Annotated in this window: 25 protein-coding genes and 1 pseudogene; all 26 read left to right on the top strand. The window is 46.6% G+C overall.

Annotated features, from left to right (window positions below):
* Positions 1 to 11 precede the first annotated feature (11 nt).
* The 26 genes and pseudogenes from ACXAD6_RS09715 to ACXAD6_RS09590 all read left to right on the top strand — a co-directional run bounded on the left by ACXAD6_RS09715 (position 12) and on the right by ACXAD6_RS09590 (position 22,447).
* Positions 12 to 1,052: an NAD(P)H-dependent glycerol-3-phosphate dehydrogenase gene (locus tag ACXAD6_RS09715; RefSeq protein ID WP_474968695.1), complete on the top strand. Its 1,041-nt coding sequence runs from the start codon at positions 12 to 14 to the stop codon at positions 1,050 to 1,052.
* Between the two features lie 61 nt (positions 1,053 to 1,113).
* Positions 1,114 to 1,371, top strand: a complete 258-nt coding sequence (locus ACXAD6_RS09710; protein ID WP_027954427.1) for a stage VI sporulation protein F — start codon at positions 1,114 to 1,116, stop codon at positions 1,369 to 1,371.
* A gap of 199 nt (positions 1,372 to 1,570) precedes the next feature.
* A complete protein-coding gene (locus tag ACXAD6_RS09705) occupies positions 1,571 to 1,768 on the top strand; it encodes a DUF2768 domain-containing protein (protein WP_027954426.1) in 198 nt (65 codons plus the stop codon).
* Positions 1,769 to 1,784: 16 nt separating this feature from the next.
* Positions 1,785 to 2,513 carry a hypothetical protein gene (locus tag ACXAD6_RS09700; protein WP_474968694.1) on the top strand — a complete coding sequence of 243 codons (729 nt, stop codon included), beginning with the start codon at positions 1,785 to 1,787 and terminating at the stop codon, positions 2,511 to 2,513.
* A 180-nt stretch (positions 2,514 to 2,693) separates the two neighbouring features.
* Positions 2,694 to 4,172, top strand: coding sequence for a stage IV sporulation protein A (spoIVA, locus tag ACXAD6_RS09695; RefSeq protein WP_474968693.1), 1,479 nt, complete (start codon positions 2,694 to 2,696; stop codon positions 4,170 to 4,172).
* Between the two features lie 552 nt (positions 4,173 to 4,724).
* Entirely contained in the window at positions 4,725 to 4,997 is a 273-nt protein-coding gene (locus ACXAD6_RS09690) for an HU family DNA-binding protein (protein WP_008638574.1), read from the top strand.
* 184 nt (positions 4,998 to 5,181) lie between these two features.
* On the top strand, positions 5,182 to 5,406 hold the full coding sequence (gene mtrB / locus ACXAD6_RS09685; RefSeq protein ID WP_027954422.1) for a trp RNA-binding attenuation protein MtrB: 225 nt from the start codon (positions 5,182 to 5,184) through the stop codon (positions 5,404 to 5,406).
* Between the two features lie 92 nt (positions 5,407 to 5,498).
* Positions 5,499 to 6,296, top strand: coding sequence for a heptaprenyl diphosphate synthase component 1 (locus tag ACXAD6_RS09680; protein WP_474970396.1), 798 nt, complete (start codon positions 5,499 to 5,501; stop codon positions 6,294 to 6,296).
* A gap of 3 nt (positions 6,297 to 6,299) precedes the next feature.
* Positions 6,300 to 7,007: a demethylmenaquinone methyltransferase gene (locus ACXAD6_RS09675; RefSeq protein ID WP_474968692.1), complete on the top strand. Its 708-nt coding sequence runs from the start codon at positions 6,300 to 6,302 to the stop codon at positions 7,005 to 7,007.
* A gap of 16 nt (positions 7,008 to 7,023) precedes the next feature.
* Complete coding sequence (gene hepT / locus ACXAD6_RS09670) at positions 7,024 to 7,995, top strand: heptaprenyl diphosphate synthase component II (RefSeq protein ID WP_474968691.1); 972 nt, start codon at positions 7,024 to 7,026, stop codon at positions 7,993 to 7,995.
* Between the two features lie 90 nt (positions 7,996 to 8,085).
* Positions 8,086 to 8,535 (top strand): nucleoside-diphosphate kinase, encoded by a 450-nt coding sequence (ndk, locus tag ACXAD6_RS09665; protein ID WP_027954418.1) that lies wholly within the window; start codon positions 8,086 to 8,088, stop codon positions 8,533 to 8,535.
* 109 nt (positions 8,536 to 8,644) lie between these two features.
* Positions 8,645 to 9,457 carry a CheR family methyltransferase gene (locus ACXAD6_RS09660; protein WP_474968690.1) on the top strand — a complete coding sequence of 271 codons (813 nt, stop codon included), beginning with the start codon at positions 8,645 to 8,647 and terminating at the stop codon, positions 9,455 to 9,457.
* Between the two features lie 119 nt (positions 9,458 to 9,576).
* Positions 9,577 to 10,746: a chorismate synthase gene (gene aroC / locus ACXAD6_RS09655; protein WP_474968689.1), complete on the top strand. Its 1,170-nt coding sequence runs from the start codon at positions 9,577 to 9,579 to the stop codon at positions 10,744 to 10,746.
* The gene (gene aroB, locus ACXAD6_RS09650) at positions 10,746 to 11,825 is read left to right on the top strand and encodes a 3-dehydroquinate synthase (RefSeq protein WP_474968688.1); all 1,080 of its coding nucleotides are present in this window, start codon (positions 10,746 to 10,748) and stop codon (positions 11,823 to 11,825) included. The genes aroC and aroB overlap by 1 nt, the downstream gene beginning before the upstream one ends.
* Positions 11,825 to 12,187 (top strand): chorismate mutase, encoded by a 363-nt coding sequence (gene aroH / locus ACXAD6_RS09645; protein WP_474970395.1) that lies wholly within the window; start codon positions 11,825 to 11,827, stop codon positions 12,185 to 12,187. The genes aroB and aroH overlap by 1 nt, the downstream gene beginning before the upstream one ends.
* A 13-nt stretch (positions 12,188 to 12,200) precedes the next feature.
* Positions 12,201 to 13,298 carry a histidinol-phosphate transaminase gene (gene hisC, locus ACXAD6_RS09640; RefSeq protein WP_474968687.1) on the top strand — a complete coding sequence of 366 codons (1,098 nt, stop codon included), beginning with the start codon at positions 12,201 to 12,203 and terminating at the stop codon, positions 13,296 to 13,298.
* Entirely contained in the window at positions 13,295 to 14,395 is a 1,101-nt protein-coding gene (locus ACXAD6_RS09635; RefSeq protein ID WP_474968686.1) for a prephenate dehydrogenase, read from the top strand. Before hisC ends, ACXAD6_RS09635 begins: the two co-directional genes overlap by 4 nt.
* A gap of 17 nt (positions 14,396 to 14,412) precedes the next feature.
* On the top strand, positions 14,413 to 15,702 hold the full coding sequence (gene aroA / locus ACXAD6_RS09630) for a 3-phosphoshikimate 1-carboxyvinyltransferase (RefSeq protein ID WP_474968685.1): 1,290 nt from the start codon (positions 14,413 to 14,415) through the stop codon (positions 15,700 to 15,702).
* A gap of 644 nt (positions 15,703 to 16,346) precedes the next feature.
* Complete coding sequence (locus tag ACXAD6_RS09625) at positions 16,347 to 17,600, top strand: tetratricopeptide repeat protein (protein WP_474968684.1); 1,254 nt, start codon at positions 16,347 to 16,349, stop codon at positions 17,598 to 17,600.
* A 30-nt stretch (positions 17,601 to 17,630) separates the two neighbouring features.
* Positions 17,631 to 18,191, top strand: coding sequence for a ReoY family proteolytic degradation factor (locus tag ACXAD6_RS09620; RefSeq protein ID WP_027954409.1), 561 nt, complete (start codon positions 17,631 to 17,633; stop codon positions 18,189 to 18,191).
* 101 nt (positions 18,192 to 18,292) lie between these two features.
* Positions 18,293 to 18,748: a DUF2487 family protein gene (locus tag ACXAD6_RS09615; protein WP_474968683.1), complete on the top strand. Its 456-nt coding sequence runs from the start codon at positions 18,293 to 18,295 to the stop codon at positions 18,746 to 18,748.
* A gap of 134 nt (positions 18,749 to 18,882) precedes the next feature.
* Positions 18,883 to 19,389, top strand: coding sequence for a QcrA and Rieske domain-containing protein (locus ACXAD6_RS09610; RefSeq protein WP_027954407.1), 507 nt, complete (start codon positions 18,883 to 18,885; stop codon positions 19,387 to 19,389).
* 3 nt (positions 19,390 to 19,392) lie between these two features.
* On the top strand, positions 19,393 to 20,067 hold the full coding sequence (gene qcrB / locus ACXAD6_RS09605) for a menaquinol-cytochrome c reductase cytochrome b subunit (protein WP_027954406.1): 675 nt from the start codon (positions 19,393 to 19,395) through the stop codon (positions 20,065 to 20,067).
* Between the two features lie 25 nt (positions 20,068 to 20,092).
* Positions 20,093 to 20,851: pseudogene (locus tag ACXAD6_RS09600) on the top strand (c-type cytochrome); the annotation flags it as partial.
* A 281-nt stretch (positions 20,852 to 21,132) separates the two neighbouring features.
* Complete coding sequence (gene lhaT, locus ACXAD6_RS09595; RefSeq protein WP_474970394.1) at positions 21,133 to 21,705, top strand: lipoprotein heptaprenylglyceryl N-acetyltransferase LhaT; 573 nt, start codon at positions 21,133 to 21,135, stop codon at positions 21,703 to 21,705.
* A 58-nt stretch (positions 21,706 to 21,763) separates the two neighbouring features.
* Positions 21,764 to 22,447: a hypothetical protein gene (locus ACXAD6_RS09590; RefSeq protein WP_474968682.1), complete on the top strand. Its 684-nt coding sequence runs from the start codon at positions 21,764 to 21,766 to the stop codon at positions 22,445 to 22,447.
* Positions 22,448 to 22,477 lie beyond the last annotated feature (30 nt).

The raw sequence follows: 22,477 nt of genomic DNA, 5'->3' as shown, positions 1-22,477 counted from the left end.
GAGTCGATACTGTGGAAAAGATAGCGGTTTTAGGTGCGGGAAGCTGGGGGACGGCCCTGGCTCTCGTTCTCGCTGATAATGGCCATGATGTCCATTTGTGGGCACATCGGAAAAGTCTGGCTGAAGAGATCAGCCGCACACATACAAACGAAAAATACCTGGAAGGTGTAGCACTTCCTGAACAGCTCCAGGCCACACATGAAATGGCTGAAGCCGTTCGAGGGGCCGGCCATATCCTATTGGCTGTTCCGACGAAAGCCATAAGGGAGGTCTGCACCCAGCTGAAGGATCTTCTACAGGATAAAGTCATCCTCACTCACGCAGCGAAAGGGATTGAACCCGGAACTTACAAACGGGTATCTGAAATCATAGCTGAAGAAATTCCAAAAGAAAGTTATGAAGATATTGTTGTGTTGTCAGGGCCGAGTCATGCAGAGGAAGTCAGCCGCCGGCAGCCGACGACGGTAACGGTATCGGCTGCCGATCTAACCGTGGCCGAAAAAGTGCAGGATATCTTTATCAACCATAATTTCCGTGTATATACCTCCCCGGATCTTGTCGGGGTGGAGCTTGGTGGAGCCTTGAAGAACATCATTGCCTTAGGAGCGGGGATTTCCGATGGTCTGGGTTATGGAGATAATGCCAAGGCGGCGCTTATCACGAGAGGCCTTGCTGAAATCGCACGTCTGGGTACATCCATGGGAGCGAATCCCCTGACGTTTTCAGGCTTGACTGGAATCGGTGACCTGATTGTTACATGTACAAGTTCACACAGTAGAAACTGGCGTGCCGGGTATAAGCTTGGTCAGGGCAGCGGACTTGAACAGGTGCTTGAAGATATGGGGATGGTTGTGGAAGGGGTTCGCACAGCCAAGGCGGCCTATCAACTTGCCTCCGATCAGAATGTCGACATGCCCATCACCACAGGAATCTACCAGATTTTGTTTGAGAACAAGGGTCCGCGTGATGTCGTGGATCAATTAATGACACGGATCCGCAGGCATGAAATGGAGGATTTGACAAATATCCTTGACCAGCAGTTGAAAGACTGACACATCATGACCTCTGTGCATATACTACACAGAACCTAATGCACGAGGAGGTCAATTGTTCATGAGTGATTTTCAAAAGAGTATTTTTGATCACCTGAAGAAAAAAGCAAACATCGATGCTCAGGATGTATTCAAGGTCGCTGATAAGGTCCAGCACGCAGACTTTTCGGACGAAAAAACGGTGCGGGGGCTGGTCCGGCAGTTGTCAGCGGTCGCCGGCAAAAACATATCCAAGCAGAAGGAAGACAAAATCGTTGAAGCCGTTATTAGTCAGAATATGCCTCTGGATATGAATACGTTAGGTAAATTCTTGAAATAATTGCGAACTGGTGGGCGCCTGAGGAGGCGGTCTTTCCATCGTATGCATAAGATATCACGCAGCAATCATTACACATGAGCTGGTCAGGGAATTGTTTAGTCACCCGGGGTGGGAGCACCCCGGTTTTTTTATGTATCCGTTTACGAACAGGATATGGTATAATGTCAAAAGTCGAATGTACACCAAAGGAGGGCCATTTATGTCTGAATCCATGCTGAATATGTACATATCCTTTGCTGGAATCATCTCCTTATTCCTTGCTATTGGTCTCATCTATTTAAGCAGATTTAAATTAAAGGGCATTTTTTCAGCCGTTACCGCCGTGTTTGCCTACCTGTTTATGATCGTGGGCGGCTTGATTATTTTTTACATTGTACTCAGCGGCCCAACCGCTTAACGAAGGAGGAAACAGCATGAAGATTTTTCACTACTCAGGGCTGCTCATTCTTCTTTTCCTGTTAACCGGGTGCTTATATCCTCAAGAAAGACTTCAGAAAAACCAGGTTCCCAACGATCAGCAGCTGAACATGGTACAGGACGCTGTCGATACTTATCAGGAAAGAACAGACGGGCTTCTTCCTATTAAGACGAAAGATCAGGATACACCGCTTTTTCAAAAATATCCTATTGAGTTCAGCAAGCTGAAGGAAATGAACATTCTTGGAGAACTCCCGGGGACATCTTTTGAGAACGGGGGCCATTACCAGTATGTCATTATTCATCCGGAAACGGATCCGACTGTGAAAGTGCTGGACCTGCGGACGACAGAAGAAGTCAGGTCACTCCAGGTGAAAGTCAAATTCTATACGGATAACAACCGCTATCCTCCTTTAGGAGATTTCGTGTCCCAAGGGGTGTACGAGCTGGATTATGAGAAGATCGGAATGGACGAACCGCCAATGGTGGACAGTCCATATTCTGATCAACGTCTTCCGGTTTACCTGGATGAGCAGGGACAGGTCTATATCGATTACCGGAAAGACCTCTATGCGTATCTTCGATCAGAGGACCATGCGTATGAGGCAGGAGAGGACATTCGTTTTCTTCTGACGGATTATACCCCGATTGTGCCTGCCTATTCAACGGCCTATACGGTGGAAGAGGGAGAGCCGGTATTTTTAACCGCCCCGTCATCTTCCTGATTGAACCGTTCCCCCTGTGGGAGCGGTTTTTTTATGTCTTTCTCTTTCACGTTCCTTTCCCAGGCTGAGGTGCTTGTGCCGCTTGATTATAGATTTCTGGCATATTCACCTGGGACAACGTCATAGAATCAGAGTGTCTAGGCTTGTATGGTGGTGAAATTACATTTGGGAGGGGATCCTTTGGAAAAGGTTGATATCTTCAGTGATATTTCCAAACGGACAAATGGAGATATTTATTTAGGTGTTGTCGGTGCTGTACGCACGGGTAAGTCAACATTTATAAAGAAATTTATGGAGCTTGTTGTACTGCCCAACATGGATGAGGAATCTGACAGGGAACGTGCTTTGGATGAACTGCCACAGAGTGCAGCTGGAAAAACGATTATGACCACCGAGCCTAAATTCGTCCCTAACCAAGCGGCTAATATTACAATAGATGACCATCTGGATATCAGAGTCCGAATGGTGGACTGTGTGGGTTATGCTGTTAACGGGGCTGTCGGCTATGAAGATGAACACGGGCCGAGGATGATTCACACGCCGTGGTATGAGGAGGCCATCCCGTTTCATGAAGCAGCTGAAATAGGGACACAGAAAGTGATCCAGGAGCACTCCACGATTGGAATTGTAGTCACGACAGACGGGACGATAGGCGAAATACCAAGGCAGGATTATGTGGAGGCCGAGGAGAAAATTGTTGAAGAACTGAGAGAGGTTGGAAAACCTTTTATTATGATCATCAATTCCGCCCAGCCTCATCATCCGAACACCGAACATCTCCGGGAGTCCCTTGCGGAGAAATATGATATCCCGTGCCTGGCTCTTTCTGTAGAGAGTATGAGAGAACAGGATGTTCAGAGTGTCCTTCGGGAAGCGCTGTTTGAATTTCCGGTCCTTGAGGTGAATGTGAACCTGCCGAGCTGGGTGATGGTGCTTGACTCCAGGCACTGGTTGAGAGCGAACCTGCAGGCGGCGATCGAAGATACTGTCAAAGACATCAAGCGTCTCCGGGATGTCGACGATGTCGTAGGCAGCTTCGATCAGTATGAGTATATAACAGGGGCTCATATTTCGGGCATGGATCTTGGTGAAGGGATCGCTGAAATTGACCTGCAGGCACCGGAGCACTTATATGATCATGTCCTGAAGGAAATTGTAGGTGAAGAAATCCGGGGCAGGGATCACCTGTTGGAAATCATGCAGGATTTCTCCTATGCAAAACGCGAATATGATCAAGTGGCTGATGCCCTGCAAATGGTAAAGCAGACCGGTTATGGGATTGCAGCTCCTTCTCTTGAAGATATGAAGCTGGATGAGCCGGAAATTATCAGACAAGGATCGAGGTTTGGTGTGCGTCTCAAGGCGGTTGCCCCTTCCATTCATATGGTTAAAGTGGATGTGCAGTCTGAATTTTCGCCGATTATCGGAACAGAGAAACAGAGTGAAGAGCTCGTCCGATATTTAATGCAGGACTTTGAAGATGACCCGCTTTCCATTTGGAATTCTGACATTTTCGGGCGTTCCCTGAGTTCTATTGTCAGAGAAGGTATCCAGGCGAAACTGGCATTAATGCCTGAAAATGCCCGCTACAAGCTTCAGGAAACACTGGAACGGATTATCAATGAAGGTTCAGGCGGTATGATCGCAATCATTCTGTAACGGCTCTTATTAAGAGCCGTTTTTATTTTTATTATGGCTTTTGATCTGCATCCTTGGGTTTTTATCAGAAAAAGCAGCTGGAAGAACGTTGGTACCTGATCTAAAGGCATACATAAGGATGGTATTCCGGATTGCTCCTTGCAATCCGGGAGGCGCTTTCAAATGGGGTGAAATGTGAAAACCGCGTCTTTTCAGGCTTTCTGGACGAAGGATTTGAAAATTTTTTTACTGAAAAACTTTGAAATGAAGGATTTTTTTACAACAACGTCGTATTAACCTGTGAGAAGATGTTCATACTGGTAGAAACGTTGTCATGACAGGCTTTGCAGGTTTTTTTGTAATTGTTGGACATTTCCGCGTCTGAATGGAAAGTGAACCACAATTCAGCGTTGAAATCGCATTGTAACGCGATTTTTAAAGGATTGTCTATTGAATTTCATGAAAAACTCGTTTATTATAAGGCTTGTCATCAAATGATGACCGTTAAATAAACATTTATAGCGGTGAACACCGCTTGAATGAGTTTAACCTTCTCGGGAGGAGGTGAATGTCATGAACAAAACAGATCTAATCAATGCGGTATCTGAAAAAGCAGATCTTTCTAAAAAAGATGCGACTCAAGCTGTAGATTCTGTATTCGAATCTATCATGGATTCACTTAAAGATGGTGACAAAGTCCAGCTGATCGGATTCGGTAACTTTGAAGTTCGTGAGCGTGCGGCACGTAAAGGCCGTAACCCACAAACTGGTGAAGAGATTGAAATCTCTGCAAGCAAAGTACCAGCGTTCAAACCTGGTAAAGCCCTTAAAGATGCGGTTAAATAATCAGCTACATAGGGCTTGGGAAAAGGGTGCACACTGCACCCTTTTCCTTTTTTTCATAGTAAAAAGCCGGTTATGCGTCCATACTGTAGTTGAATCGCGATCTCAGGCCCATTCAACAGGGTGGATATTTTGACAAAGGCGGCTCATTAAGACATAGTTAAGATAAAGAAGGAGGGCTCCTGCGATGTCTGCATCCAACAACGATTTTTTTGTAATTAAAGCACTGGAAGATGGTGTGAATGTCATTGGTCTTACAAGAGGAACGGACACAAGATTCCACCATTCCGAAAAGCTGGACCGTAATGAAGTGATGATTGCTCAGTTTACAGAGCATACATCTGCTGTGAAGGTACGCGGAAAAGCGGTTATTCAGACGAGCCACGGGGAAATGACCAACGACACAGAGTGATGGATATCCTCTGGTGTCCGATACATACAGGGAATGGCGAAATATGCTATAATAGGAATGTTTATTAGTGTTCAGGAAGGGACCGGGTGATCATGTTGAATTCTTCAGATAACGATATTAAGCAGCTCAAAAGTAAAATCGCAGCCAAGGTCCGCCATCCTTATTTGGTTCGTTTTATACCTGAGCCGCACATCGATGACGACAAACTTGTTATCTTATCTTCCATTATGAACCATACAACACTGCCGGTGGAGAAGAAAGAGCAGTATATTATTACGACCATGCTCGTACAAATTGCTCTGGACACCCATGATCTGGTTACCTTGACTGATGACGAAGATGATAAAGAAACAGTAAGGCACCGCCAGCTCACGGTTCTGGCTGGTGATTATTTCAGCGGGCTCTACTATTATTTATTATCCCAGTTGAATGATATTCCCATGATTCATACCCTTGCGGGAGCCATAAAGGAAATCAATGAGCTCAAAATGGAACTCTACTATAAAGATGTGGAGTCTTTTCAGGAATTTCTGGATGGTGTGAAGAAAATTGAATCGCTGCTCATACAAAGAGTAGGTGCTTATGTTCAAAAAACAGCCATCAATGACATGGCAGGGGAATGGCTGCTGGCTAAGAAATTGATGGAGGAAAAACGCAGTTATCAGGAGGGGAACGTATCGCCGTTGATTGAAGCCCTTGTGAAAAGGCCCGGCCTTTTCGGGAATCACGGACAGGTGATCGGAAGCCTTGAACAGATGCTGCAGAGTCATGTGAACCATCTTGAGGCAGCGGTGGCCCAGCTGCCCATTCATTTCAACTGGCTGAAATCCTACGTTCATGCAGCTATTCATCATCAATTTAATCATAGACAGATCGCGGAAGAAGGGTAAGTTATGGATCCACAGACGAAAGAAGAACGGGTACACCATGTGTTTGAGAAAATATACGGACGTTATGATAGTATGAATTCCATTATTTCCTTCCAACAGCACAGGCTTTGGCGCAGGGACGTCATGAAGCGCATGAATGTCCAGCCGGGCGATACGGCCCTTGACGTCTGTTGTGGGACGGGGGACTGGACAATGGCTTTGGCAGAAGCCGTCAGCAGCAATGGAAAAGTCACCGGCCTGGATTTCAGTGAGAACATGCTCTCTGTCGGTATCAAGAAAAAGCTGGCCGGTCGAGTGCGTCAGGTTGAGTTTCAGCATGGAAATGCGATGGCACTTCCATTTGAGGATGATCAATTCGATTTTGTAACCATTGGATTTGGTTTAAGGAACGTGCCTGATTACCAGCAGGTGCTTCGGGAAATGTACCGGGTCGTCAAGCCCGGCGGTAAAGTCGTCTGTTTGGAAACCTCCCAGCCGACAAATCCGTTTTTTAAACGGATGTATTACTTCTATTTTGGAAATATCATGCCGCTTTTCGGCAGGGTGTTTGCAAAGAGTTATCAGGAGTACAGCTGGCTTCATGAATCAGCCAAGGACTTTCCCGGCAAGAAAGAATTAAAAATGATGTTTGAGGATGCCGGCCTTTCCAACGTCATTGTCAAATCCTATACAGGCGGCGTAGCAGCTATGCATATGGGTGAAAAGCTTTAACCGAGGATGAACTAGAATGAAATTAGCTATGATCTACTCTTTTCTAAAAAATGACCTGGCTGTGATTGAAGATGCAGTCAATGATACCATTCAGTCCAACAATACGGTTTTAAGAGATGCGTCCAGTCAGCTTCTCCAGGCAGGCGGCAAGAGGATCCGCCCTGTCTTCGTTCTTCTCGGGGGCAAATACGGCGATTATGATATTGAGCGGATGAAAGCCGTTGCTGTTTCTTTAGAGCTGATCCATACAGCCTCTCTCGTCCATGATGATGTCATAGATGAAGCGGAGCTGAGAAGAGGGGAACCAACCATTAAAGCAAGGTGGGATAACCGCATTGCAATGTATACAGGGGATTACATATTTGCACGCTCTCTGGAAACGCTGTCGGTTCTTGAAAACCCGAAGGCCCATCAGATTCTTGCTGGAACGATGGTGGAATTGTGTCTTGGTGAAATTGAACAGATTAAGGACAAATACAATGTCCACCAGAATTTCCGCACCTACTTACGACGGATCAAAAGGAAAACAGCTCTGCTTATCGCGGCCAGCTGCCGCCTGGGAGCCATTGCTGCGAATGTTGCCGAGGAGAGGGAAAAAGAGCTTTACCGATATGGCTACAATGTAGGGATGTCCTATCAGATCATCGATGATGTGCTGGACTTTACAGCTTCTGAAGAGGAGCTTGGTAAACCGGCGGGCAGTGACCTTCTGCAGGGAAATGTGACGCTGCCGGTGCTTCTTTCTATGGAAGACCCGCTTTTCAAGAAGCAGCTTCAGGAAGCTTTTACAGGCACAGAAGCGGAAACGACAGAAAAACTGAAGCCTCTAATCCGGACCATCCAGACAAATGGTTCGATTGAACGATCCCTTGAAATCAGCGACCTGTATCTGCAGAAAGCCTATCAGTCACTGGATGGACTTCCAGCAGGGCGTGCCAAGCAGACTTTGAAAGGAATCGCCAAGTATATTGGAAAAAGAAGGGCATGATTCTATTGCCTTTCCTTTCATTGTTTGATAGACTTTTTATGGCACTTATTAAAAGCGCTTTCAGACTATACATAAGATGAGGTGTTTGTCATGGAAAAGACTTTTTTAATGGTTAAACCCGACGGTGTACAGCGTAATTTGATTGGAGAAATCACAGGAAGATTCGAGCGGAAAGGTTTCAAATTGGCCGGTGCCAAGCTGATGTCTATTCCAGAGGAATTGGCACAAGAACACTACGGCGAGCATAAAGAGAAGCCTTTCTTCGGTGAATTGGTCGAATTCATCACTTCCGGTCCTGTATTTGCAATGGTATGGGAAGGGGAGGACGTCATAGCGGCCGCACGCCAGATGATGGGGGCTACAAAGCCTTCAGACGCAGCTCCTGGGACAATCCGCGGGGACTTTGGCATGATCGTTGGGAAGAATGTCATCCATGGCTCCGATTCAAAAGAAAGTGCAGAAAGAGAAATTTCCCTGTTCTTCAACGAAGGAGAACTGGTTGATTATCAAAAAGACAGCCTTGCCTGGGTCTATGAATGAACGATAAAACCGCCTGCGGGCGGTTTTTTTGTTTCTACCTCTCTATATTTACAATAAGCAGGCGGTAGCGTAATCTTAAGGGTAGATTATAGAAGCAGGGGGCGCGGGGATGACAGATGATTACCTAAGCTTTACGGTAAATATTTATGCAAAGACAGGCATTGACCTTTCTCTCTATAAAGAGACGCAGATGAAACGGCGACTTACCTCACTGCGTGACAAAAGAGGGTACCCCAGTTTTAAAAGCTACTTTCAAGCTTTGGAGGGAGACCGTGAACTATTGGAAGAGTTGATGAATAAAGTCACGATCAACGTTTCAGAATTTTATCGGAACCGGCAGCGTTTTGATGTTCTGGAAAAGAAAGTGATTCCTCATTTATCGAAAAAGAATCAGCGTCTGCGCATATGGAGTGCCGCATGTTCTACGGGGGAGGAGCCTTATACCCTGGCGATGATCCTTGCGCGTTTTTTTCCTCGGGAACAGTTGGAAATTATCGCTACAGACATCGATCCTCTAGCTCTGGCGCGTGCGAAAGAAGGCGTGTATCACGAGCGGTCACTTAAAGAAGTTCCTGATGATATAAAGCAGGCGCACTTTACTAAAGAAGGTCCATTTTACCATGTTCATGAAGATATCAGGAGCCGCGTCGTGTTTAAGGAACACAATCTGCTGGCCGATGCTTTCCCTTCCAAGTGCGACCTGATCGTCTGCCGCAATGTCATGATTTACTTTACGGAAGAGGCCAAAAAGGAACTGTATGTTAAATTCAACCAGGCTCTGAAGGCGGACGGCATTTTCTTTGTAGGCAGTACGGAGCAGATTTTTTCGCCGGAACACTATCATTTCAAGGTTTTTGATACCTTTTTTTACCAGAAAGTAAATAGAGCATCGGCGGTTTCGGGTGTAAAAGCGTTTTCATGAAAGATTAATAAAAAAATTGAATTTTTCGATGTTACAAACGGGATTCCTTATGATATAGTAGTATCTAAAATTTATCCCCCGTTATATCCGGGGGTACCTATACAGGAGGTACAATATTCATGCGCTACTTAACCGCTGGTGAATCACACGGAAAACAACTGACAACAATACTGGAAGGCATCCCCTCTCATCTTCCACTGTTGAGGGAACAGATCAATGAATCACTCATACGCCGCCAGGGTGGCTACGGTCGTGGAAAACGGATGCAGATCGAAAAAGATCTCGTAGAAATTACAAGTGGTGTAAGACATGGATATACGTTAGGGTCACCCATTACGCTTGTTGTACATAATGATGACTTTAAGCATTGGACAGATATTATGGGAGAAGATCCCCTTCCCGAAGGTACAGATAAAATTCGACGGACTGTAACGAAGCCCCGCCCGGGTCACGCCGATCTAAATGGCGGAATGAAATATGGTCATCGTGATATGCGGAATGTGCTGGAACGTTCATCAGCAAGGGAAACAGCTGCAAGGGTAGGTGCAGGAGCGGTCGCGAAAGTTCTCCTTAAAGAACTTGGCATTGAAGTTGCCGGCTATGTAAGAGAAATCGCGGGCATCGTCAGTGATGTAGATGAAAATCTTACCCTGAGCGAACGCCGTGAAATTTCCGAGGCTTCTCCTGTCCGTACATTTGACGAACAGGCGGCTGAAAAAATGATGAAAGCCATTGATGATGCGAAGAAGGATGGAGATTCCATCGGAGGGGTCACTGAGGTTTACGTAGAAGGGATGCCTGCAGGGATTGGCTCTTATGTCCAGTACGACCGGAAGCTTGATGCTAAAATTGCCCAGGCCGTGATGAGCATCAACGCCTACAAAGGGGTGGAATTTGGAATTGGTTTTGAAGCAGCAAGAAAACCTGGAAGCCAGGTCCATGATGAGATCCTTTGGAGTGAAGAGGAAGGTTACACACGCAGGACGAACCGTCTTGGCGGGTTTGAAGGCGGGATGACTACAGGGATGCCGATTGTGGTCAAAGGCGTTATGAAGCCGATTCCGACGTTGTACAAGCCTCTGCAGAGTGTGGATATCGAATCGAAAGAGCCATTTAATGCAAGTATCGAGCGGTCAGACTCCTGTGCAGTACCGGCAGCGTCTGTTGTAATGGAACATATCGTTGCTTTTGAACTGGCCAAAGCGATAACAGAAGAATTTCCATCCGACTATTTCCCACGTCTTAAGCGGGCGGTTGATGATTACAGAAAAGAAATCAGGGATTTTTGATGAAGACATTACAGATCACGGCAAGTACACATGAATATGAGGTTGTCCTTGGAGAAGGGATTCGTCATAGGATTCCTGACATGTTGGAAAAAGACTATCAGTCCATCCTGATCATCACCGATGATCAGGTATCGGATTATTACCTCGAAGATGTAAAGCAGTCGTTTACCAGTGACCGGTACGTCTATACTGCTGTGGTCCCAAGTGGGGAAGCATCGAAAAGTATGGAATGTTATGAGCAGCTCCTCGATGCCTGCACGACTCATCAGCTGGACCGCCGCTCATTGATCATCGCCCTTGGCGGCGGTATGATTGGCGACCTCGCGGGCTTTACCGCTTCAACGTACTTAAGAGGTATCGATTATATCCAAGTGCCGACTACAATTCTGGCTCATGACAGCAGTGTCGGCGGGAAAGTAGCCATCAATCATCACAGAGGAAAAAATCTTATCGGGAGCTTTTTCAACCCTCAGAAAGTCGTTTATGACCTTGAAACCATCGCTACACTTTCCCGGAAGGAAATCCGCTCCGGTTACGGAGAAGTCATTAAACACGCGTTCCTAAGTGATGTAAACTGGCTTGACAGCCTTCTTGATGTGTCGCTGGATACCTTGACAAGCAGGCAGCTGGAGGAAGATTTATATAGAGGCATTCAAGTGAAGGCCTCTATCGTGGAAAAAGACGAGAAGGAAGCGGATATCCGCCAGTACTTGAATCTTGGGCACACGCTTGCCCACGCGGTTGAATCCGAGCTCGGTTATGGCAGAGTGACACATGGAGAAGCTGTAGCCCTCGGGCTTTTATATGCATTGAAATTGAGCAGCATAACAAGCGGAAAAGATTTACGAGTAAATGATTATGTAAACTGGTTAAGAAAAAATGAATACCCGCTTGATCTATTGAGAGGCCTTGATGCTGAAAAACTGGTGGATCGTATGAAGTGGGATAAGAAAACGATCGGCAGGCAGATTAACTTTGTTCTGCTGGATGGTGTAGGACATCCTTATGTCCAGGCCATGGATGACAGTCTCCTGTTAAATGAATTAAAATGTGTCATAGAAGAGGTGGGGAACGGATGATGATCAGAGGAATCAGAGGAGCTACGACCGTCGAAAACAATGAACAGGATGAAATCGTCAACCGTTCATTAGAAATGATGCAGGCGATCATTACGGCTAACCAGCTGGATGCGGATGATGTCGTTTCCGTTTACTTTACCGTTACCGAAGATTTAACGGATACCTTTCCAGCGAAAAGCTTGAGGCAGATAGATGGATGGACGTATGTGCCTGTCATGTGCATGAGGGAGATTCCCGTACCTGGCAGCCTTGAAAAATGCATCCGCGTGATGGTGACGGCCCGGACTAAGATTGAGCAGGCACAGATTCAGCATGTATATCATCATCAGGCCGTTCGACTTCGCCCTGATTTAAAGAGTTGAGAGGAGTTTTTTCATGAAAGCAAAAGATATTCTTAAGACGATGAAACCTTATAAACCCGGCAAAGGCATTGAAGAGGTGAAAAAAGAGTACGGGCTTGACCGTATTGTCAAACTGGCTTCCAACGAAAATCCATACGGCTTTTCTCCTGTGGTGAAGGAAGAGCTTCCAAAGCTCGTTTCCAAACTGGAAATTTATCCGGACGGCTATGCAGCGGGTGTGAGGACGAAGGTTTCCAGTTTTCTTGGGGTGGATGAAGACCAGATCATTTTTGGAAATGGATCGGATGAAGTTGTCCAAATCATCTGCCGCACATTCCTTGAGCCTGGTGCCAATACGGTCATGGCTTCTCCGACGTTTCCCCAGTACCGTCACAATGCCTTGATAGAAGGGGCGGAAGTGAGGGAAGTTCCGTTGAAGGAAGGTCATCATGACCTCGAGGAAATGATTCGTCAAATTGATGAAAACACGCGTGTTTTATGGATCTGTACACCGAATAACCCAACAGGGGTTCACATCAACGAAGAAACGATACAAGACGTGCTGGCCAGAGTCCCTGAACATGTACTGGTCGTGCTTGATGAAGCCTACTACGAATACCTGGAAGCGGAAGATTCTTTTGATGCGGTCTCTGCATTAAATCAATACCCGAACGTAATGGTTCTTCGTACCTTTTCAAAAGCTTATGGTCTTGCCGGCCTGCGTATCGGATTCGGCTTGGCCGCAGCGGAGGTCATTCAGGTACTTGAACCAGCAAGAGAACCGTTCAATACATCTACAGTTGCCCAGGCTGCTGCGATACTCGCTCTGGACGATCAGGAATTTATTACGACAACAGTGGAAGCCACCCATAAAAATAAAAGAGCCTTGATGCGTTTCTGTGATGAAAACGGTCTGGGCTATTATGACACCCAGGCGAACTTCCTTTTGATCCAGCTCCCTATCAGCGGGGATGAGATGTTTGAATACCTCCTTACTCAAGGGTTTATCGTTCGCTCCGGCGAAGCGCTTGGACTGCCGAATTCCATACGATTGACTATCGGCAGAGAAGACGACATGCTCCAGATTCAACAGGCCATGAAAAAGAAGCTGGAAATGGTTAAGCAGTCATGAAACAGACGGTCCTCATCGTCGGTTTAGGATTAATCGGCGGATCGATTGCAATGAATGTATCTAAGAAAGAAGATGTTTTTGTCATCGGTATGGACGGAGACGAAGCAGCTTTGAATATGGCGCTGAAGCAGGGCGTCATTGACCAGGCATCTTTTAACTTTTCTAAAGCAGTGGTGGAGGCGGATGTATGTATTCTGGCTACGCCTATTTCAGTCACCATCGATTTTCTCCATCAGCTAGAAAACGTGGAGCTGACTAAACCGCTGCTTGTTACGGATGTGTCATCTGTGAAAAATCAGGTTTTAAAAGCAGCGGACCGCCTGACACACCCTCTGCTTTCCTTTGTGGGCGGCCATCCAATGGCCGGCTCACACAAGCAGGGCTATACAGCGGCGAAACCTCATCTGTTTGAAAATGCGATATACGTTCTCACGCCCGCCCTTAATGGCACAAAGAAGGAAGCGGAAAGGCTTAAGGATTTACTATCCGAAACAAACGCTCGTTTCCTGACGTTTTCGACAAGTGAACATGATGAAATGACTGCGGTCATTTCCCACTTTCCACATTTAATTGCTTCCTCCCTCGTGCATCAGGCGAAGGTTTGGCAGGAAACCCACCCATACATTGAACACCTGGCTGCCGGCGGTTTTAAGGATATCACCCGGATCGCTTCCAGCAACCCGAAGCTCTGGCAGGATATTTTCTTTCAAAACAGGGACCTCCTTATTGCAATGCTTGAGGATTGGATCAACGAAATGGATAAAGTCCGCACCTTCCTGAAGGAGGAGGCGGAAGAGGAAACATATGAATACTTGAAAGAAGCCAAGCTTTACCGTGACGGTCTTCCTGTGAAGGAAAGGGGAGCCATTCCCGCTTTTTATGACATTTATGTAGATATTCATGACCAGCCGGGGGCTATCCATGATGTGATTGGTCTTTTGGCAGCGGATGGAATCAGCATAAAAAACATTCAAATCCTCGAAATCCGTGAAGGGATTACAGGAGTTCTGCGTGTAAGCTTTGCTACAAGCGAAGAGCAGAAGCTGAGTCATAAAGTCCTGCAGGAGAAAAAATATGAAGTTATGGTGCAGCAGTAATCAAGGGAGGCAGAAGAATGACAGAGATACAATTGCAGCCGACACAGAAGCAGCTGCAGGGGACTATGTCTGTCCCTGGCGATAAATCAATATCCCACCGGTCTGTTATATTTTCGGGATTGGCAGAGGGAACATCATATATTACCAATTTCCTAACGGGAGAGGACTGCCTTCGGACTGTCGAAGCTTTTCGTGAGATGGGTGTCAGAATTGATCAGCAGGATGACCGTCTGACGGTATATGGAAGAGGAATTCAAGGCCTCAAGGAGCCGTCTTCTCCATTGAATTTCGGCAACTCCGGAACAACCGCAAGATTGATGAGCGGGGTTTTGGCGGGGCTGCCTTTATTTACGACGGCCTTTGGGGATGCATCCTTATCCAAGCGGCCGATGGATCGTGTCGTCGTCCCATTAAAGCAGATGGAAGCGGATATCTCCGGCAGGGATGAGAATCGTCTGCTTCCTCTCGCATTCAGGGGCCGTAAGTTGAAAGGGACTATACATGAGCTTACCGTTAGAAGCGCGCAGGTGAAATCAGCCCTTCTTCTTGCAGGCATGCTGGCGGACGGGGAGACCAAAGTGATCGAACTCGGACAGACAAGAAATCATACAGAAATGCTTCTTCCTGAATTCGGCGTGGATCTTAACATAGAGGGACCTGCCATTACCATCGAGGGTGGTCAGCAGCCACAGGCATCAGATATAAAAGTTCCCGGAGACATTTCATCAGCCGCATTTTTCATTGTCGCTGCTGCCATCGTTCCAGGCAGTGATCTCCTGATTAAAGATGTGGGGTTGAATTCTACCAGAGACGGCATTATTCAGGCGATGAAAAGAATGGGGGCGGATATTGAAACGGATATCCATACCTATATCGGGCGCGAGCCGGTCGGGGACGTCCGGGTCAGAAGCTCCCGTCTCAAGGCTCTGCAGCTGGATGGTGAGCTGATCCCGAATCTTATTGACGAAATTCCGATTATTGCCCTTGCTGCGACACAAGCCGAAGGAACAACCGTCATTAAGGATGCTGAAGAACTGAAATTCAAAGAAACCGATCGTATTGAAGCGGTCGTGACTACTCTTACGAAGCTCGGAGCTGAAGCAGAGGCCACTGAGGACGGTATGGTCATCCATGGAGGAGCTTCTTTAACAGGAGGCAGCGTCCACTCTTATGGTGATCACAGAATAGGGATGATGGGTGCTGTCGCTTCTCTTATCAGTGCTGAGCCGGTCACGATTCAGGACAAGGACTGCATCAATATTTCCTATCCTTCCTTTTTTGAGCATTTAAATGGAGTCCTCCGTTAAAATAACTTCATAGTTTCATTGAAGCTCTCATACGATATAAAAAGCCTGCCTGGTGGAGGTAATCGTAGAGAGCTTCTTTGCGTAAAAGGAAAGAGAAGATGATTCAGGGATGTCCACCAGAGAGGGTCACCACGAGGAAAGGGATGGGTCGTACAGATTTTTATGGTAATGGAAGCGCATTCGGCCTGGTGGGATTATGTGACGGCGGCTTATGACTGAAAAGAGAGACCTGCTTCTTCGGTTTGAACACCTAGTGAATAGCTTACGCAGCAGATATCTGGAATATGACCACATCATGAAGAGGTCTGTTGTACATAAACAGACATCCGCACCCTGACATCTATTCTTCTTTTCATCTTACCCGCTCCTGAATGGAAACCTTGGACAAAATTCGTCAGCGGAATGGAATATCGTCGAACGACTAATCAGAAATGTGGTCTTCACTGTATGGACATTATGGTATGATTAATCTGAAAGACGTGGTTTTCCGATGGAGAGCCGGAACGTTTGAAGAGAAGGATGTTTTCAGATATCATAGTGCTGTTCCAATAAACAAAAATACGAGCGGACGGATGGAAAACTCCATCCGATCTAAATAAAGTGAAGAATCACATGCATGTGCTTAACGTGGAAAGGATGTCATCATGGAGGAAATACAAAAAGCCATTCGTCAAATGGAGGCCCATAAGACGGAAGATGCAATAAAAACACTGACAACATATCTGCCAGAGGCGGATGAAGAGGAGCGTTTTACCATTGCAGAACTGTACATGCAGTGGGGAATGCTGGAAGAAGCGAAAATGGTGCTTCACGAACTAATTCAACGCTATCCGAAAGAACAGGAATTGAAAGTGATGATGGCAGAAATTCACATCGATCTTGATGAGGATGATGAAGCAATCGAACTGCTGAACCAATTCGGACCTGAAGACGAAGACTATCTTCAGGCGCTGGTACAGCTTGCTGATTTGTATCAGGCCCAGGGGCTGTATGAAGTAGCCGAACAAAAACTTCTGGCTGCTAAAAACGTGGAACCAAACTCAGCCATTATTGATTTTGCTCTTGGTGAACTCGCGTTTTCAAATGGGGAGTACTCCAAGAGTATCCCGTATTATGAAAATGCCATGCACCATCAGCCTGTGATTGGTGATATAGAAGTGGCCACACGACTGGCTGAAGCCTATGCGGCCAATGGGGAATTTGAGCAGGCGTTGGAATTCTTCCAGAAGGTGGAAGAGGACAATCCGGATGTTCTCTTCCGTTATGGATTTGTGGCTTTCCAGGCCAACCGTAATGATATCGCGATTCACGTCTGGGAGGAACTGATTGAGAAAGATCCTTACTTCCAATCGGTTTATCCACACCTGGCTCAGGCTTATGAGTCCGAAGGGATGCCTCAGGCAGCCCTTGATATGGCTCGAAAAGGACTTGCTAAAGACGAATTCAACAAAGAACTTTATCACCTTGCCGGCAGTCTTTCCCACCGTCAGGGGAATAAGGAAGAAGGATACCGTCTCATGCGGGAAGCGGTCGCCCTGGACCCCGGCTATAAAGAAGCTGTTCTGTTTCTGATTGAAAACTTTAAATCCGATGAGGACTATGATCAGATCATCGATTTAATTCAAGAACTGATTTCCTTAGGTGAGGAAGACCCCCATTATCTATGGGAGCTTGCCCATGCTCTGGAAGAGGAAGAGCGTTTCAAGGAAGCCTATGAACAATACAGCCAGGCTTATCTTTCCCTTAAGGAAGACACCGACTTCCTCAAATCCTACGGATACTTCCTCGTTGAGGACGGCCGTATGGAAGAAGGTGTCCGTGTCTTCAAGGAATACCTTGCCATCGACCCTGCTGATACTGAGATCGAGGATTTCGTTAAGCGTCTGAATGAGGAATAAATGGAAAACTAAAGCGCAGGAGGGGCGCATATGCAGACACCAATTTCTGTGGATGAGAAAAAAGATTTTGTCCGCTGGTTTTTGAATCACTTTCAGTTGAAAAAGAGGGAAAGTGTCTGGATTCTTAACTATTTAATGAATCATGAATCTCTTTTATCCAGTGTTCATTTCGTCCAGGAAGTGAAGTTTTGTCCCCGTGGTATGGAAATTAGTGCGCAGGGAGTCTCTGATCCCCCTTTCCGGTTTTATAAAGGTCAGGTCATGACCAACGATGCGGAAAAATCCTTTCATGATCTTCGTATGAATCAGGGGGAGCCGGTTTATATTCAGATGAACTTCGAGAATGCCCAGCAGTGTTCCAAATATGCGCTTGTTCTTGAAGAGAATCCATATCTCCCCAAAGATTATTATTTGAATGACCGTGATAAGAATGAAGCAGACCGCCTGTTGAAAATCAGCCTTCTCCAACATCGGAGAAAGCAGATTGAAGAACAGATTGATGAATCCCTGATCAATGGGGAACGGACGGTTTTTACCGAGTTGTGCGGCCGGCTCGAAAAAGTGAAAGAGGAACTGAGTGCGTTTTATTAAAAAATAAAGTCAGGAGCATCCTATGATGTTCGCTGACTTTATTTTTTATTTTTATGTAGTAAAATATAGAAAAACGTACATAACAAAGGCAGGGGATACTTATGAAATGGACGAAAGCAGATACGACCCAGTACTTACCGGAAAAACAATACGTGGACACGCTAATGATTCCACTGATACCCTTTGACCCCGCCGGGGACCAGCAGATGGTCGGGCAGGCTTTCCAACGGGAGCTGAATCAGGTGTTTATGAACCTGATTGAAAAAGAATACAGAGGCAGGATCTTTCTTTCCCCTGACTATGCCTATTTAAAGGGTGGATACGAAAAGGAGAAAGAAAGATTAAATGAGTGGATTCGGCGTTTCAGGGAACAGCCGTTTGAACACGTTTTCCTATTTACGTTCGACAGCGGCTGGAAGAAACATGAGGATGATTTGGCCGGCCGTTTAATCTGGGTGCCGGGGATGTCGAGCGGCAGCATGAAATCGACAGAAACACAGGCATTTGTGAAGGAACAGGCCCGCGGCATCAGTGAACTGATCCAGGCCTATTGGTGACTGGATAAAACTTCCGACAAGGTTTGATATTTTATTGACCAGGCTATAAGATTGCGCTATCATGGTAATGTCCTAGTTAAACCATGTGTGATCGATCCATGCTGCATGGATTACAGCATAGAGGGGGGAAAAGTATGAGCGATAAAAAGAGGGTGTCCCGACGTCAGTTTCTGAACTACACGCTCACTGGTGTAGGCGGTTTCATGGCTGCCGGTATGCTTGCTCCGATGGTTCGGTTCGCAATCGATCCCGTTTTGAAGTCCAAAGAAGGCGGCGATTTGAAATCGGTTGCTTCTGTCGATGAGATCACAAAAGAGCCGCAGCGCTTCGAGTGGACCATCGACCAGGTGGACGGCTGGTACGAATCTGAAGTACAGAAAACAGCCTGGGTATACAAGGATGACAATGATGAAATCGTTGCCCTGTCACCGATCTGCACCCATTTAGGCTGTACAGTGGACTGGGGTTCCAATGATGAGTACCCGAATGAGTTCTACTGTCCGTGTCACGGGGGCCGTTATACAAAAGACGGCGATAACGTTCCGGGCACACCGCCGACCGCACCATTACCTGTTTTTGAGCACGAAACCAAAGAAGGTATGCTTTATTTAGGTGAAGCAAAAGACAGAGGGGGGGCATAACACATGCTTCAGAGAATTTACGACTGGGTGGACGAGCGTGTCGATGTAACCCCGTTATGGCGTGATATAGCGGATCACGAAGTTCCTGAGCACGTCAACCCGGCACATCACTTTTCAGCATTTGTTTACTGTTTTGGTGGTCTTACATTCTTCGTAACAGTCATTCAGATTCTGTCCGGAATGTTCCTGACCATGTACTATGTACCAGATATTGAGAACGCATGGAAATCGGTTTATTACTTACAGCGAGAGGTTGCTTACGGTCAAATCGTACGTGGGATGCACCACTGGGGCGCCAGTCTCGTCATTGTGATGTTATTCTTACATACACTGCGGGTATTCTTCCAGGGCGCTTATAAAAAGCCGCGTGAATTGAACTGGGTGATTGGGGTCCTATTGTTCTTTGTCATGCTTGGTCTTGGTTTTACAGGGTATCTGCTTCCATGGGATAACAAAGCTTATTTCGCTACTCAGGTAGGTCTTGAGATTGCAGCGGCAACACCGTTTATCGGAGATCAAATCCGTACACTGCTTGCCGGTGACCCATCGATTGTTGGTGCTCAAACGCTTACACGTTTCTTTGCTATCCACGTATTTTTCCTTCCGGCAGCATTGTTCGGATTAATGGCCTTCCACTTTGTCCTAATCCGTAAACAAGGTATTTCCGGACCACTATAAAATAGCAAAAGAAGGAGGGAAAGCTGTGCATAGGGGAAAAGGGATGAAGTTCGTCGGTGATTCAAGGGTCACTGCCGAACAAAAAGCCAATTTACCAAAAGACTATTCAGAATATCCAGGCCGCACGGAAGCGTTCTGGCCCAACTTCCTGTTGAAAGAGTGGCTGGTAGGATCGGTCTTTCTGATCGGGTTTTTAATACTTACCGCTGCCCATCCGTCACCGCTGGAGCAGCAGGCGGATCCAAACAACGCGAGTTACATTCCGCTACCGGACTGGTACTTCCTGTTCTTGTATCAATTCCTTAAATATCAATTTGCCGGCGGGGATTACATTGTTCTCGGAGCGATTGTTATGCCGGGTCTTGCCTTCGGTGCACTTCTGCTGGCACCGTTCCTGGACCGTGGACCGGAACGACGTCCTCACAAGCGTCCAATTGCTGTAGGCCTGATGCTTCTTGGTTTCGCAGCCACCTTTTGGCTTACCTATGAATCCGTCACACATGCAGATTACGAAATGCGTGCGGAGAAATATGGTGTGAACGTGGAAGCGGTTGAATCCACAATTGATAAATCAGCTCCGGGTTATGCCGTTTATGAAGCCAACTGTCTGAGCTGTCACGGCGATGCCCTTCAAGGTCAGGGAAGCTACCCATCATTAATTGATGCAGAGCTGACGGTTGACCAAGTGAAGGACATTGCAGTGAATGGTAAAGGCGCCATGCCGGCTGGAATCTTTAACGGAACGGATGAGGAACTTCAGCAGCTTGCTGAGTTTGTTGTCGGGGCAGGCAGTGGTGAAGGAGGCTCATCTGAAGGAGAAGGCTCTTCTGAGGGAGAAGGTTCTTCCGAAGGAGAAGGTTCTTCCGAAGGAGAAGGCTCTTCCGAGGAAGAAAGCTCCTCTGAAGAAGAATCTTCCGAGGAAGAAAGTTCCTCTGAAGGAGAGAATGGTGAAGATTCAGAAGAAGAGAATGGGTCTTCTGAAGAATGAACAAAATAGATTGATGAATGCCGCGCTGAAACATGCGCGGTTTCTTTTGTTACAGGAGGAAGGTTCGCATGAAACAGATGTTGACATATATTTTGACGCACCGGCTTTTTTTAATCGTATTATTTTTTGTTAATCTCGGAGGAACGATTTACGGGTATCTATGGTATGAACCGCAGCTGGAGGTAACAGAACCGATCTTCCTCCTGTTTGTTCCTGACAGCCCCACAGCCAGTTTGTTTTTTACAATCTTTCTTGGTTTTTATCTATTCGGAAGGAATGTCCCATATATAGAAGCGCTCGCGCTCATTACACTGCTTAAATATGGGGTATGGGCGGTGGTGATGAACGGTCTTACCTTTATGGAATATGGCGTTCTGCCGTGGACCGGTTACATGCTTATACTTTCTCATAGTGCCATGGCTGTTCAGGGGGTTCTGTATGCGCCCTTTTATGCAATGCGGATCAGGCATATTCTTTTTGCTGCTGTATGGACGCTTCATAATGATGTCATTGACTATGTCTTTGAACAGATGCCTGTCTATCCGGCAATTATGGAGCATATGAAGGAAATCGGCTATTTCACCTTCTGGCTGAGTCTGATCTGTATAGGTGCAGCCTATTCCCTTATGAAAAAGATACAGAACGTCTAAATGTGGATCCCCTTTCATAACATGTAACTAATCGGGATAATGAGAGGGGAGAAGTGAAATGGGACAGGTGTGTAAAGTTGTGTTCATATCCCTGATTTTCACACTCATGCCGCTGAGCCTGCATGATGGGTGGGGTGAGGGAGCCCCGGAGCAGTGGGAACGATTTTACAGCCAGTACAGGTCACTTCTTCATGACGGAAAAATTGAGGCAGCAGAGAGGCTCCTGCATAGCAGGTGGACGGATATGGAAACCTATATGCGCGGGGTGTCTGAAGAGGACCGAACCGTCTGGGAGAACTTGAACATGTCCGAAAATGGAGACCGGCCGTCGGAAGCGGCTCTCCTATTCTTTGAAGTGCTTACTGCACCAGACAGAGAAACAGCAGTGGAACAAAAATTAGCAGCTTTCCATGAGGCATTGTATAGTACTCCGGCGGAGCAGGTTCTTCTGGACTGGGAGAACCTTGAGCCGGTCGTGATGCACGTGTATGACACTGTAGATACCAGACAGCTCCGGCAGGCACTTGAACAGCATCATCTTCAACCGACGGCCGAAACGGCTGCCTATTCCTCTGCAATGGTCGATGCGCTGGTTCAAAGCAGCAGTGGTGAAGGAGTGTCTTTGCAGGGAACGGCTGCCGGGGTGGGAGGATTTATCCTTGCGGTTCTTTTTTATGTAGGGGTGATGAAGCACCCTTCCCGTTCAAAAATTAGACACACAATAAAAGAACATAATAGTTGATTTTCCAGAGGGATTTGACTAAAATTGACC

The sequence above is a fragment of the Halobacillus sp. ABH2_015 genome, assembly GCF_056158945.1.
The sequence above is the reverse complement of the archived record's forward strand: the minus strand, read 5'-3'. Positions and strand labels throughout refer to the sequence as shown.